The sequence below is a fragment of the Methylobacter sp. sgz302048 genome, assembly GCF_052162025.1.
In the GTDB taxonomy this organism is placed as follows: Bacteria; Pseudomonadota; Gammaproteobacteria; order Methylococcales; family Methylomonadaceae; genus Methylobacter.
This window is the reverse complement of record NZ_CP197401.1, coordinates 2,352,483-2,366,644: the sequence shown is the minus strand read 5'-3', so window position 1 is coordinate 2,366,644 and position 14,162 is coordinate 2,352,483. Positions and strand designations below refer to the sequence as shown.

General features: G+C 52.7%; 12 protein-coding genes. All 12 read left to right on the top strand.

Features of this window, described 5'->3' with window-relative positions; genetic code table 11:
- Nucleotides 1-165 precede the first annotated feature (165 nt).
- The 12 genes from ACTNE6_RS10770 to tkt all read left to right on the top strand — a co-directional run bounded on the left by ACTNE6_RS10770 (nt 166) and on the right by tkt (nt 13,832).
- On the top strand, nt 166-1,155 hold the full coding sequence (locus ACTNE6_RS10770) for an RHS repeat protein (RefSeq protein ID WP_442496686.1): 990 nt from the start codon (nt 166-168) through the stop codon (nt 1,153-1,155).
- Between the two features lie 213 nt (nt 1,156-1,368).
- On the top strand, nt 1,369-1,650 hold the full coding sequence (locus tag ACTNE6_RS10765) for a glycosyltransferase family 9 protein (protein WP_442499692.1): 282 nt from the start codon (nt 1,369-1,371) through the stop codon (nt 1,648-1,650).
- Nucleotides 1,651-2,060: 410 nt separating this feature from the next.
- Nucleotides 2,061-2,426, top strand: coding sequence for a YciI family protein (locus tag ACTNE6_RS10760; RefSeq protein WP_442496685.1), 366 nt, complete (start codon nt 2,061-2,063; stop codon nt 2,424-2,426).
- A gap of 113 nt (nt 2,427-2,539) precedes the next feature.
- Nucleotides 2,540-2,959, top strand: coding sequence for a YciI family protein (locus tag ACTNE6_RS10755; protein WP_442496684.1), 420 nt, complete (start codon nt 2,540-2,542; stop codon nt 2,957-2,959).
- A gap of 141 nt (nt 2,960-3,100) precedes the next feature.
- Nucleotides 3,101-3,562 carry a VOC family protein gene (locus tag ACTNE6_RS10750; RefSeq protein ID WP_194968802.1) on the top strand — a complete coding sequence of 154 codons (462 nt, stop codon included), beginning with the start codon at nt 3,101-3,103 and terminating at the stop codon, nt 3,560-3,562.
- Between the two features lie 149 nt (nt 3,563-3,711).
- Nucleotides 3,712-4,182, top strand: coding sequence for a VOC family protein (locus ACTNE6_RS10745; protein WP_442496683.1), 471 nt, complete (start codon nt 3,712-3,714; stop codon nt 4,180-4,182).
- A 159-nt stretch (nt 4,183-4,341) separates the two neighbouring features.
- Complete coding sequence (gene zwf, locus ACTNE6_RS10740) at nt 4,342-5,751, top strand: glucose-6-phosphate dehydrogenase (RefSeq protein WP_442496682.1); 1,410 nt, start codon at nt 4,342-4,344, stop codon at nt 5,749-5,751.
- Nucleotides 5,748-6,452: an HAD family hydrolase gene (locus ACTNE6_RS10735; protein WP_442496681.1), complete on the top strand. Its 705-nt coding sequence runs from the start codon at nt 5,748-5,750 to the stop codon at nt 6,450-6,452. The genes zwf and ACTNE6_RS10735 overlap by 4 nt, the downstream gene beginning before the upstream one ends.
- Entirely contained in the window at nt 6,449-7,531 is a 1,083-nt protein-coding gene (gene tal, locus ACTNE6_RS10730) for a transaldolase (protein WP_442496680.1), read from the top strand. Before ACTNE6_RS10735 ends, tal begins: the two co-directional genes overlap by 4 nt.
- Nucleotides 7,528-9,162: a glucose-6-phosphate isomerase gene (gene pgi, locus ACTNE6_RS10725; RefSeq protein WP_442496679.1), complete on the top strand. Its 1,635-nt coding sequence runs from the start codon at nt 7,528-7,530 to the stop codon at nt 9,160-9,162. The genes tal and pgi overlap by 4 nt, the downstream gene beginning before the upstream one ends.
- Nucleotides 9,163-9,314: 152 nt before the next feature.
- Complete coding sequence (locus tag ACTNE6_RS10720) at nt 9,315-11,648, top strand: nitric-oxide reductase large subunit (RefSeq protein ID WP_442496678.1); 2,334 nt, start codon at nt 9,315-9,317, stop codon at nt 11,646-11,648.
- An 84-nt stretch (nt 11,649-11,732) separates the two neighbouring features.
- Entirely contained in the window at nt 11,733-13,832 is a 2,100-nt protein-coding gene (gene tkt, locus ACTNE6_RS10715; RefSeq protein WP_442496677.1) for a transketolase, read from the top strand.
- Nucleotides 13,833-14,162: the final 330 nt, after the last annotated feature.

The following is a 14,162-nucleotide window of genomic DNA, read 5'->3' as shown; positions in this document are numbered from 1 at the left end:
GAGCAATAGTAAAACTGTACAAGATGGGCTTGATATGATCGTTGCGCTTTATTAGCAAGCGTTGACAGTAGAGCTCAAATTGGATGTGATCGCGAAGTCTTTGTAAAACTCAGATTCGATCGTGTCTGTTATGAAAATATCAATAATTAAGCTAAAAGAAGTGTTATGAGATTTGTCGTTTCTTATCCCCAAACCAACTGGGACTATGTCAAGTTTAGATTAAACCGCATCATTAGAGGCAAAGATCGATCCAATGATGTTTTCAGAGGTTTGCCTGGCGGAAAACTGGAGTTATTCGAACATACCGGCGAATTAGGCGGCATAAAATATTTGGGTGAAATGACCCCAGTGAAACCGTTTGGAATGCAGTATGTGTCAGGCGAAGGTTTATATTTCATAACCGGTTTGCCTTGCAGTGAAGACGGTGTGCCGGGGGACGAGCATATCGCCAGGCTCAATGACAAAGGCGAAATCGATCTGGAAATTCGCAGTCCCTATATGACCCAGGTGCGCTCGCTGCGCAGGACCGAGCGGGGTTTGTTGATCACGGCAAGCGGGGTTGATGCCCTGCTTGAATTTGATTTGACAGGCCAATTGATCTGGTCCTGGTGGGCCACCGAGCATGGCTATGACACAGCTTATGGTGGCGGAAAGCGCCATATCGATAGGCAAATGGACCATCGCTTCAAAAATTATCCAGGCCGCTTGCAAACAACCCATTTGAACTCCGCCATTGTTGACCCGTATGACGAAGGCAAAATACTGACCATCCTGTTCTATCAAGGCCAAGTGATCCGCATCGACAGAAAAACCCTGGAGCATGAAGTTGTCATCAGCAACTTGAGCGGAGCGCATCATATCCGGCCTCATTCAGGCGGCTATATGCTGTCTAATTCGCGCAGGGGCGAAGTGCTTTTGTATGACAAGAACTTCAACCTGACACGAGGCATTCCCGGCACGAGCCGCTTTTTTCCTGTTAAGTGGGTGCAAGATGCGATCGAAACGCCTTTTGGAACTCATCTGATCGCCGATTGCAATACCTTTAATTTGCGCGAGCGCGATAAAAAAGGTCGAGAGAAAACCTATAATACGCGGATGCCGAATCGAGTGTTCCAAATCGAGCGGGTCGACGATCATTTCAATTTTGTTACCTGATATAAAAATGCGCGTTTTGGTTTTCGCACCTTCCTGGGTAGGTGTCATGGTGATATTGGGCATTGAAATGACGGTCAAACGCGGTAAGCCGGGATTGCTGACCCGCATCAGATCTGGGCTGAATTGACGCGCTCATCCATTACAATCAGGCGATAGTATTGCACAATACCTGGAAGTCGGCATTGACGCCTTTTTTACCCGTATCCCTACCGCATTGCTGCCTTATGTCCAGGCGCGGAGCATGAGGAGGCAAAACGCTGGCAACTCAGCCATTATGCTGAAGTTACGTGCCAGCTAATAGAATACGGCTGGCAAGTCTGGCTTTTAGGTTCGGGCAAAGATCAGGCAGTCACTGATCAGATCTATCAGCTGGCAGGTGCTGCCTGTCTGGATTTTGTCGGCAAAATTGTAGCAGGCATCGCCAAACGCCCGGCCATAATGCCGGATCATGTCCGTGGAGACGCTTGTTTCGTTCAGAGACACCTAATGGCTTAGGTGAGCTGAGAGTGGTCGAGCGAACCTTCGGCTGGCTGAATCACTCACTCGCACCGGCGAAACGTGGATTTGCATCACAACGATCCGCATTATTATGTTGAAACGCCCGGCTTGAAACGGAAGTTTCCAAACAGCTTCTTGAACCAACAGTGAAAAACTGATTACCTGAACTAGCGGGAGCATTTGCGCTGAAACATACGGTTTGTGTAAATCAAGATAAGGTAATTCAATAAAACAATAAGTTATGCCATCAATAACCAATAATAATTGGCTATTGATGCGCAGGTGATGAATGTGTATGTTATTGATAATACAGGTAATTAAATTATAACCGTAATTTTCTGTGTAAATGCCTCCCGCTAATCCAATAAGGCGTTATCGATCTTTTATCCATGAATAAGGAGTGATCCATGAAGTATCTATGCCTGGTCTACAGTGACGAAGAAAAATTGCACAGTTTGCCGGAAAGCCCGAAGGATGACGAATGCCTGGCCTATGATGAGGCGCTCCGCAAGAGCGGGCACTGCATTGCTTCGGAGGCTCTCCAGCCTGTTCATACCGCCACGACTGTGCGGGTTCGCAACGGCAAGGTTTCCGTGACCGATGGCCCGTTTGCCGAGACCAAGGAGCAGCTGGCCGGGTTTTATCTTATCGATGCCAGGGACTTGAACGAGGCGATTAGTCTGGCCGCAAAAATCCCTCCGGTGCGTGTGGGCAGTATTGAAGTTCGCCCGATTCGACCGATTCGGGAAATGGCTCAGGCCGAAGCAAGCTAATTTTTTAATCCTGCCGTGTCGATTTTTCAGTTTCCCATTCGACTAGTAAGCAGAGCCGGAGACAAGATTGCTCAAACACGGTTCTAGCTTTTAACGAATAGGAGATACAAACAATGAGATTCATGATTATAGTCAAGGCCAGCAAAGATACTGAAGCCGGCGTCATGCCCGAAGATGATACGCTTATGGCTTCCATGGCAAAATTCCATGAGGATCTGGCAACAGCCGGCATACTGCTTGGTGCAGAGGGGCTTCAGCCGAGTTCGAAAGGATGGCGCATAAAATATTCCGGCGAGAAGCGAACCCTGATCAATGGCCCTTTTGCCGAAACCAAGGAGCTCGTCGCCGGATATACGTTGATTCAGGCGAATTCGAGGGAAGAGGCTATCGAATGGACCAAACGCTATCCCAATCCGGCTGTCGATGGCAAGGATGCGGAGATCGAGGTGCGCCAGTTGTATGAACTGGAAGATTTTCCTTCTGGAGATGCAACCGAGCGTTTTCGCGAGCTGGATGCTGAGCATAAGATCTAGAAATTTCGTTTTGTAAGAACAACTTGTCGATTTCGCTGATTCTCGCTCGGTTAATCAGTCGAGCCAGAATTTATGGCGGAATCCACACACAAAGCCATTCCAAATTTAAAACCTAATTCAAAAACCATAAGGAGACATCTCATGCCACAAGTAAAACCTGTTCCAGACTGGATGCATACGGTAACACCGCATTTGGTTTGCGCCGGCGCGGCCGATGCCATTGAATTTTACAAGAAGGCGTTCAATGCCGTTGAAATGATGCGTTTGCCGGGTCCGCAAGGCAAGCTCATCCATGCCTGCATTCGAATTGGTGATTCGGCGATCTTCTTGGCCGATGAATGCCCGGAATGGGGATCATTCGGTCCCAAGTCACTTAAAGGTTCGCCAGTCACTATTCATCTCCAGGTCGAAGACGTTGATGCGCTCTTCGAACAGGCTGTCAACGCCGGCGCTACTATTAGAATGCCGGTCGAGGATATGTTCTGGGGTGATCGCTATGGATATCTTGAAGACCCGTTTGGCCATCATTGGGCGATTGCTACGCATGTTCGTGATGTGAGTCTGGAGGAACTGCAAGAGGCGGCTCTGAAAGTTTGCGGCTAAACGCCGCCTTTAAGTTGTAGGTTGGCTTTTCAGATAAACGTAGTCTCGAAGAAATGTAACGAAATCAAGGATTGAGTTTAATTCATCAGTTTCACAGTATTGAATCGAGGCTACGAAACTGAGCTTTTTAGATAAAAGAAGGAAACACGATGCAAAAAATTACCCCATGTTTGTGGTTTGATGGCAAAGCCGAAGAGGCGATGAATTTTTATACCTCCATTTTTAAAAATTCAAAAAAAGGAAATATTACTCATTATGGAGAAGTGGGGCCGGGTCCTGCCGGCTCGGTAATGTCTGTGACATTTCAACTTGATGGACAAGAATTCATAGCCTTAAACGGCGGTCCACAGTTCACCTTCACGCCGGCCGTTTCTCTTTTCGTTAACTGCGAGGCACAAGAAGAAATCGATGAGTTGTGGGAGAAGCTCTCCGAGGGCGGAGAAAAACTTCATTGCGGCTGGCTTACAGATAAATTTGGTGTTTCATGGCAGATCGTTCCCTCCACTTTAGGCGAGATGCTGCAAGACCGGAGCGTAGAAAAATCGCAGAGAGTCATGCAAGCCATGCTGCAAATGGGCAAGATTGATATTCAAAAATTGAAGCACGCCTATGAACAATAGAGATTAAACAGTGTTGCAATTTTTCGTCTGGAAAAAATGCAACACTATGTTGGATACCGAACAGAGGAAATTAATCAATCCGGTGCATTTTATGAAATTGAAATAAAAAACATCATCGCCAGAAAGCAGTGAAGCAAAACAGGACAGGAGGATATTGAGATGGGCAATAGCGGTGGCCGCGAGATATCTGATGCGCTGGTGCTTTTTGGCGTGACGGGGGATCTGGCCTATAAAATGATTTTCCCGGCGCTTTATGCGATGGCGAAGCAGGGCAGTCTCAATGTGCCGGTGATCGGCGTCGCGTCAACACAATGGAGCCAGGAGCAGCTTCGCCAGCGGGCGATGGACAGCATACAGAAATTCGGCACGATAGACGACCGGCAGGCTCTGGATCATCTGCTTTCCCTGCTTCGGTACGTGGCAGGCGACTATAATGACGCAGGAACGTTCAAAGCGCTCAAGCAGGCCCTGGGCGATGTCAAGCGTCCTGCCCATTATCTGGCCATTCCGCCTTCGCTGTTTGCAACCGTTATCAGGAGTCTCGGTACTGCAGGATTGGCCGAGCATGCGCGCGTCATTATCGAAAAGCCGTTCGGCCATGATCTGGCCTCGGCGCGGGAGCTGAACCGAATTGCGCAGTCGATGTTTCCTCAGGATGCGATCTTCCGCATCGATCACTTCCTGGGCAAGGAAGCGATCATGAACATCCTTTATTTCCGTTTCGCCAATTCGTTTCTGGAGCCGATCTGGAACCGAAATTGCGTGGCCAGCGTTCAGATCACTTTGGCCGAACGCTTCGGCGTGGAGGGGCGCGGTGCATTTTATGAAACCGCCGGTTGCCTGCGCGACGTGATACAGAACCATCTGTTTCAGGTCGTCTCATTGCTCGCCATGGAACCGCCGGCCTATCGAGGCTTTGGTGCCGTGCATGCTGAAAAGGCCAAGGTCTTTCAGGCCATGCGTCCGCTGCAGGCTGACAATCTGGTGCGCGGCCAGTACACAGGCTATCGCAATGAGCCGAATGTGGATAAGAATTCCGACGTGGAAACTTTCTGCGCTGTCCGTCTTTTTATCGACTCCTGGCGTTGGGAAGGCGTGCCTTGGTATTTGCGTTCCGGCAAATGTCTGGCTGAAACGGCAGACGAGGTGCTGGTCCAGTTCAAGCCGCCGCCGCAGCGGCTGTTCGCCGATTCGAGGCCAGCAGACGGGCGGACTAATTATGTGCGTTTCAGGCTTTCTCCTAACAGCGCCATTGCCCTGGCTGCGCGCGTCAAGCGGGCAGGGAAGGAATTTATTGGCGATCAGCAGGAACTTTACTTGCTCGACGATCAGCCGGGCAAGGATGCCCCTTATGAGCGGCTTTTGACTGACGCCATGGCCGGCGATGGCGCGCTTTTCACTAGGGAGGAAGCAATAGAGGCCGCATGGGCGGCAGTCGATCCGGTCCTTGAGGCGCATCACCGGGCCATCCCTTATCAGCCCGGCAGTTGGGGACCCAAAGAGGCCGATGCGCTTATCGCTGCCGACGGGGGCTGGCTCAACCCCACACGGCAAGGGCCGAGGCTATGACAAAGCCGGAAGAAGTCGTTTTTTTGCTGGATGTGGACAATACGCTGCTTGAAAACGACCGCGTGACGGTGGACCTCAAGCGGCATCTGGAGCGTTCGTTTGGCTTCGAGAATAGCGAGCGTTATTGGGTGATCTTCAATGAATTGCGCGCCGAGCTGGGCTATGCCGATTATCTGGGCGCGCTGCAGCGCTATCGGCTTGGCGCCATGAACGAACCGCAGCTATTGCTGATGTCGAGTTATCTGGCGGACTATCCGTTTGCGGATCGCCTCTATCCGGATGTGCTTGATGTGATCAGACATCTGCGCCGCTGGTGGCCGACCGTCATCCTGTCGGATGGCGATGTGGTCTTCCAGCCGCGCAAGGTACAGCGTTCGGGACTCTGGGATGCGGTCGAAGGCCGCGTGCTGATTTACATCCATAAGGAAGAAATGCTGGCAGAGGTCGAGCAGCGCTATCCGGCCCGGCATTATGTGATGGTGGATGACAAGCTGCGCATTCTGGCAGCCATGAAAAGGACCTGGGGAAAACGGTTGACGACGATTTTTCCTCGTCAAGGGCATTATGCGCTCGACCCCGATAATATTGCCGCTTATCCCTCGGCTGATCTGACAATCGAACATATTAGCGACCTGATCCATGAGGATTGGCCAGCTTTGCTAAGGTCTGCCAATACTGAATATGTTGAACAGGAGGAATGATGAAGGCCACACAACAACTTCATAATCTCGGCCAGCGCCTCTGGCTTGATAATATTACGCGGGGATTATTGATGAGCGGCACATTACAGCGCTACATCAATGAGCTTTCGCTGACGGGGCTTACTTCAAATCCCACAATCTTTGATCAGGCTATCAAAAGCGCTGATTTTTACGATGACGCTATCCGTCGTAAAGCGGCCGAAGGCAAGTCAGGTGAAGCGTTGTTTCTGGAACTGGAACTAGAGGATTTGACTCAGGCCGCCGATCTTTTTCGCCCGATCCATGATGTCACCGATGGCGCGGACGGCTGGGTATCGTTGGAGCTGTCGCCTTTGCTGGCGGACGATACCGCCAATAGCATTAAAATGGCTGAGCGACTGCATGAGCGAGCACAGCGGCCTAATATTTTTATCAAGATACCGGGAACCTCGGCAGGCATTTCCGCGATCGAGGAGTGCATTTTTAAGGGCGTGCCAATAAACGTCACGCTGCTGTTCTCGCGCGAACAATATATTGCGGCATCTCTGGCATACATGCGAGGTATTGAACGGCGGATCGAAGCCGGCCTCGAACCCAAGGTCGACTCTGTGGCATCTATTTTCGTGAGCCGTTGGGATGTGGCAGTCAAGGACAAGGTGCCGGCCGAGCTTCGAAACCGCCTTGGCATCGCCATTGCCAAGCGCACCTATACGGCCTACCGTGAATTGCTGGATTCGCCTCGCTCGCGGGAAATAGTCGAGCGAGGCGGAAGGCCTCAACGCCTGTTATGGGCCAGCACCGGCACTAAGGACCCTGAAGCTTCCGATACTATGTATATTGAAGCGCTGGTAGCGCCGAATACGATCAATACCATGCCCGAGAAAACCTTGCTTGCCTTTGCCGACCATGGGCGAGTGGGGGGCGAATTGCCGATCGGCACTGGCGAGGCCGATAAAGTGCTGGACGAGTTCGTAAAGGCCGGGGTGAATTACGCTGACTTGGCCGAAAAGCTGCAACATGAGGGCGCCCAGGCTTTCGTGAAGTCCTGGAATGATCTGATGGCCAGCATTGACGCAAAAGCAACCGGAGGGTCGAAATGAATGCAGTCTCGCAACCATTGACCGAGCGTCCGGCCTGGAAAGCGCTGGCGGCGCATTATCAAGCTATGCGCAATATCCACTTGCGCCAACTTTTCGCCGGTGATTCAGGACGCGGCAAGCGCCTGGCGGCTGAGGCTGCCGGGATTTATCTCGATTATTCAAAAAACCGCATCACTGACGAGACGATACAATTGCTCGTGCAACTTGCCGACGAGTGCAGGCTGCGTGATCGAATTGATGCGATGTTCAGCGGTGACAAAATTAATGTGACGGAACGGAGGGCTGTTTTGCACACGGCCTTGCGGGCACCTAAAGATGAACAGATTTTTGCCGATGGCGTCGATGTTGTGGCTGAAGTGCATGAGGTGCTGGACCGGATGAGTGTTTTCTCGCAGCAGGTTCGTGACGGGCAATGGCTGGGGTATACGGGCAAACGTATCAAAAATGTCATCAATATCGGTCTCGGCGGTTCCGACCTTGGGCCGGTAATGGCCTACGAAGCGCTGCACTATTACAGTCAGCGCGACATGCGTTTCCTTTTCGTTTCCAACGTGGACGGCACCGACTTTGTTGAGGCGACACGCTATCTCAATCCGGAAGAGACCTTATTCATCATTTGTTCGAAAACTTTCACGACGCTTGAGACGATGGTCAATGCGCATGCCGCCCGGGCCTGGAGCCTGCGCAAGCTCGGCAGCGAGGAGGCCGTCTCCAGGCACTTTGTAGCGGTCTCGGCGAATCCTGAAGAGGTGGCGAAATTCGGTATCGGCGAGGCAAACCAGTTCGGTTTCTGGGATTGGGTCGGCGGCCGTTATTCGATGGATTCGGCGATCGGCCTGTCGACCATGATCGCGATCGGGCCCGAGAACTTCCGCTCGATGCTGGCCGGCTTCCGGGCCATGGACGAGCACTTCCGCACCGCCCCGTTTGAGCGCAATTTACCGGCGCTCATGGGACTGCTGTCAGTCTGGTACATCAATTTTTTCGGTGTGCAGACAATGGCGGTATTGCCTTATGAGCAGTATCTCAAGTATTTCCCGTCTTACCTTCAGCAACTGACGATGGAGAGCAACGGCAAGCACATCACGCTGGACGGCTTGCCTGTCGATTACCATACGGCGCCTGTCTACTGGGGCGAGCCGGGCACCAACGGACAGCACTCGTTTTATCAGCTTCTCCATCAGGGAATGCAGCTGATCCCCTGTGATTTTATCGGTTTCTGCCAGACATTGAATCCGGTAAATGGGCAGCATGACTTGCTGATGGCGAACCTGTTCGCGCAGACGGAGGCGCTGGCCTTCGGCAAGACGGAGCAGGAAGTCAAGACCGAAGGCACTCCCGACTGGCTGGCGCCGCACCGCAGCTTCGAGGGCAACCGTCCGACCAATACCCTGCTGGTCGAGCGCCTGACGCCGCAGACGCTCGGGGCCTTGATCGCACTTTATGAACACAGTGTCTTCACGCAGGGAGTAATCTGGCATATCAATTCTTTCGACCAGTGGGGCGTCGAGTTGGGCAAAGTGCTGGCGCAGCGCATGATCCCCGAGCTGGAAAGCGCAAGCGAGCCGCAGCTCAATCATGACAGCTCGACCAATACCTTGATTCGCCGCTACCGCCAGTTTAGAGCATGAAATGCCGGTTAGGCCTAGCTGCCTTTTTTCAGGCGACGATGATAATTTTATAAGTATGCCAACGAACAGAAAAAACCGGAGCGGCGGAGGTATAAATAAAGATGAATGACGATATGTAGAATACCGATCAGCATCGACATCAAGGCAACCGAATGAATGAAACAGACGATAACCTCGCCTTCAGGGAAGCAATGCCAGCATCAGAGATGCCTGTCATCGATACGCTTTCGCCCTGGTGGAGACGCGCGAGTCTTATCATTCTGATTTCCGGTCTGGCGGTTCTTCTGCTGGTAACGCTCAAGGTCTATCATGAAGCGCCTCCGATTCCGAAGAAGGTGATGGCGGCCGATGGATCGATTTTATTCACTGACGATGACATTCGCGCCGGCCAGCAAGCATTTCTTAAGTACGGACTGATGGACAATGGCACTGTTTGGGGGCATGGCGCTTATCTCGGACCCGATTATTCGGCAGAGTATCTGCATACCCAGGCGCTTGCCGGCGCGGCGCTGATTGCTCGCCAGCGCTATGGCCAATCGCCAGATCAATTAACGCCGGCTCAGCGGGCGGCTGTCGAGGCGGAAGTTCGGGCCGAACTGAAACAGAATCGGTATGATCCTAGCAGCGGCATACTGACTATGGGGCCTTCCTATGGCGATTGGTTTCGCCAGCAGACGAGCACGTGGAACACTTATTTCTCTTCACCACTACAGAGCGGCGGGCTCGGCATAGGAGCCATCCGTAATCCCGATGAGCTGCGGCAGTTAACCGCTTTTGTAGCCTGGAGCGCTTGGGCTTCGGTTGCCAACCGGCCGGGAAAGCCTTATTCGTACACGAACAATTTCCCATTCGATCCTGTGGCAGGAAACACGCCAACGGCTGATGCGGTGCTCTGGAGCGTTTTGAGCCTAATTTTCTTGCTCGGCGGAACAGCGTTGGTGCTGTTAGCGTTCGGTAAATTCAAATTTCTCGGATGGAAGACCGAGGGGCATGTGCATCCGCAACGGCTCCTCACTGGCGGGAGCCCTGCCCAGCGCGCCACGCTCAAATATTTTGTCATCGTCTCGTTGCTGCTTTTAATGCAGACACTGGCCGGCGGCGGCACCGCACATTATCGCGCCGACCCGAACAGCTTTTATGGATTCGATCTTTCTTTGTGGTTTCCCAGTAACTTGTTGAGGACCTGGCATCTGCAGCTTGCGATTTTCTGGATTTCCACCGCGTTCGTCGCCGGCGCGCTCTTTCTGAGCACCGAGCTCGGGCGGGAGGAACCGCGGGGGCAAACGGCCGGCATTCATGCTTTGTTCTGGGCGCTGCTCATAGTCGCTATCGGAAGTTTGCTGGGCGAATGGGCCGGAATGCAACAGAAACTGCCGCAGATCTGGTTCTGGCTGGGCGACCAGGGCTGGGAATACCTTGAGCTTGGCCGCGCATGGCAATTTTTGCTCGCTGCCGCGCTGCTTTTCTGGTTTGGCTTGCTGGTGCGCGCTCTGATTCCGGCCCTGCATGATGCCGAACATCGGGAGATCGCCGGTTTGTTTTTGTTTTCCGCGCTGGCTATTCCGTTCTTTTATCTGCCGGCCATGTTCTTCGACAGCTCGACCCATTTCTCTATTGTCGATTCCTGGCGTTTCTGGATTATTCACCTCTGGGTTGAGGGTTTTTTCGAGTTTTTCATCACGGTGCTGGTCGCGACTATTTTTTTCCGTTTTGGCGTTGTCTCGCGATTGACGGCGACTCGCATCATTTACCTGGACGCCATCTTGTATTTTGCCGGCGGAATCATTGGCACAGGCCATCACATGTACTGGACCGGCCAGACTAACCTCAACATGGCGTTGAGCGCCATGTTCTCGGCGCTCGAAGTCGTGCCATTGACGTTGCTCACGCTCGACGCCTGGGATTTCATAACGCTGACCCATTCGCGCTGTGTTATCTGCCAACAGAAGATCGCGGTGCCCCATAAATGGACTTTTTATTTTCTCATCGCCGTCGGCGTCTGGAATTTTGTCGGGGCCGGGATTTTCGGCTTTCTGATCAATCTGCCGATCGTCAGTTACTACGAGGCCGGCACATTGCTGACGCCAAACCACGGCCATGCCGCTTTGATGGGCGTTTTCGGCAATCTTGGCATCGGCCTTCTCGTATTTGTGATCAGGCAGACAACTAGTGATGCACTCTGGATGAGTTTGGAGAAATACATTCGGGTTGGCTTTTGGGGGATCAATATCGGGCTTCTGATGATGGTGGTTTTTAGCCTGTTTCCGGCTGGCGTGCTGCAATTGATTGATGTAGTGGAAAACGGTTATTGGCATGCCCGTGGGCTTGCTTATACGGGCACGCATCAGTCCCGCCTTTTTGAATGGCTGCGCTTGCCTGGAGACCTTGTGTTTATCATTTTCGGTGCCTTTCCCATCTTTATCGCCACCATTCATGCCTATTTAATGGAACGAAAGGTTCCGGCCGCCGGTATCGAAATCAAATAACAGCGATTTCTTGGAGGAAGCTGCTTGGGGGCGCTTTATTTATGAACGTGCTGACGCATTGTCCTTCATCAGTGGAGTGAATTTATGACCGATCCAGCCCAACTTGACCAGCTTTGCATCAATACCCTGCGCACGCTTTCCATCGATGCCGTCCAGAAAGCGAAATCCGGCCATCCAGGGACGCCCATGGGCGCGGCCCCGACCGCTTACTGCCTGTGGCAGCGCTTCTTGCGCTACGATCAGGAAGATCCCAATTGGCCGAACCGTGACCGTTTCGTGCTCTCGGCCGGTCATGCCTCAGCGTTGCTCTACAGTCTGCTGTATCTGTGCGGCGTCAAAGCGACCAGTCCCAGTTATAAGGAATCTGACCGGCTGGCAGTGACGCTTGAAGATCTCAAGACGTTCCGCCAGATCAACAGCCGCTGCACGGGTCACCCTGAGTACGGCTGGACTTCCGGCGTGGAGACGACCACGGGGCCGCTCGGGCAGGGGGCTGCGAACAGTGTCGGCATGGCGATCGCGGAATGCTGGCTGGCAGCCACTTACAACCGTCCCGGTTACGATCTGTTTGACTACAACGTGTATGCACTGTGCAGCGATGGCGACATCATGGAGGGCGTTTGCGCCGAGGCGGCGTCCCTGGCTGGACACTTGAAGCTTTCCAATCTCTGCTGGATTTACGATGACAACGATATCACCATCGAAGGTTCGACCAACCTGACTTTTTCGGAAAATGTGGCAGAGCGCTTTTCCGGCTACGGTTGGCATGTCTCTCATATCGATGATGCCAATGACCTTGAACTGCTTACCCAATGCTACGAGAAATTTCTTAATACGCATGATGCGCCTACATTGATTATCGTCCGCAGCCATATCGGCTATGGCGCGCCGCACAAGCATGATACGAAAGAAGCCCATGGCGAACCGCTGGGCGATGAAGAAGTTCGGCTGGCGAAAATGGCTTACGGCTGGAACCCGGATGTGCAGTTTTACGTGCCGGACGAGGTTCCGGCGCACTTCCGGGATCAGTTTGGCCGGCGCGGTTCTGCGGCTCACTTAGGCTGGAATGAGCAGTTTGCAGCCTATCGCCAGCGTTTTCCGGATCTTGCCGAACAGGTCGATCAGATGCAGCGGGGCGAGTTGACGGATGGTTGGGATAGCGGCTTGCCTGAATTTCCGGCCGATGAGAAGGGCATGGCTACCCGCGAATCATCGGGTAAAGTGCTGAATGCGATAGCCGGAAAAATACCATGGCTGCTGGGCGGCGCGGCAGACCTTGCGCCGTCTACCAAGACGCATTTGAGCGCTGAGCCGGCCGGCGAGTTTCAGGCGCCGGGCCAGGGGGGCGATTACAGTGGCCGCAATTTACACTTTGGCCTGCGCGAGCACGCCATGTGCGCCATCGCCAGTGGGCTGAGCCAGTCGAAACTACGGCCTTTTGCTGCGAGCTTCTTTATTTTTACCGACTACTGCCGGGCTGCGGTGCGGCTTTGCGCCATGATGGAACTGCCCGTGATCTATATCTGGACGCATGATTCGATCAGTCTGGGCGAGGACGGGCCCACTCATCAGCCTGTCGAACATCTCGCTTCTTTTCGCGCCATGCCGGGCATGATTCTGATACGCCCGGCGGATGCGAACGAAGTGGTCGAGGCGTGGCGCGCCATTATGCCAATCAAGGATCGCCCTGTCAGTCTGGTGTTGACGCGCCAAGCGGTGCCGACGCTGGACCGTTCGAAATACGCGCCGGCCAGCGGTGTGGCCCGCGGCGCCTATGTACTTGCCGATGCCGAGGATCAGCAGCCTGATGTACTGTTGCTGGGGACGGGCAGCGAGGTCGGTCTCTGCGTTATGGCTTATGAGCAACTGAAATCCGAAGGGATCAAGGCGCGAGTGATAAGCATGCCGTCATGGGATCTGTTCGAGGCTCAGAGCCAGGCTTATAGGGACAGCGTGCTGCCTCCACGGATCAAGGCGCGGGTCGCCGTCGAAGCCGCATCCAGCTTCGGTTGGGAGCGCTATACCGGTTGCGAGGGCGCCAGGTTTTGTCTGCATGACTTCGGTCTGTCTGCACCAGCGAAAGTCGTCGCTCAACATTTCGGTTTTACGCCGGAAAACATTGCCGCTGTCGCTAGGGAGCAAATTAAAAAACACAGCAGCAGTGCGAGTAGCCAAAGAGATTAGCATCATATAAACAACACTTGATTACAGAGCAAAATTGATCGAGTGCGGCATCTGCCGTTTAGACAGTATGTGTGCGTGGCGCTGTTAATACACCATCTATCATCGTAGAGAGACGTCCAATTCATGGAGGCGATTATATTTATGATTATTTATATCATAGACATATATCAAATATAACATTTATTAAGTCTTATTTTGATATAAAGGTTTAATAACTACCTTGGCAGAGGCAAAATGACAGGCTGGCACGTTTCAATTAAGGGTATTATATCATAGACATATTTAAAAAAATGAATGCCAAGACACTTCAGGATTATTAAAAGGTACAAT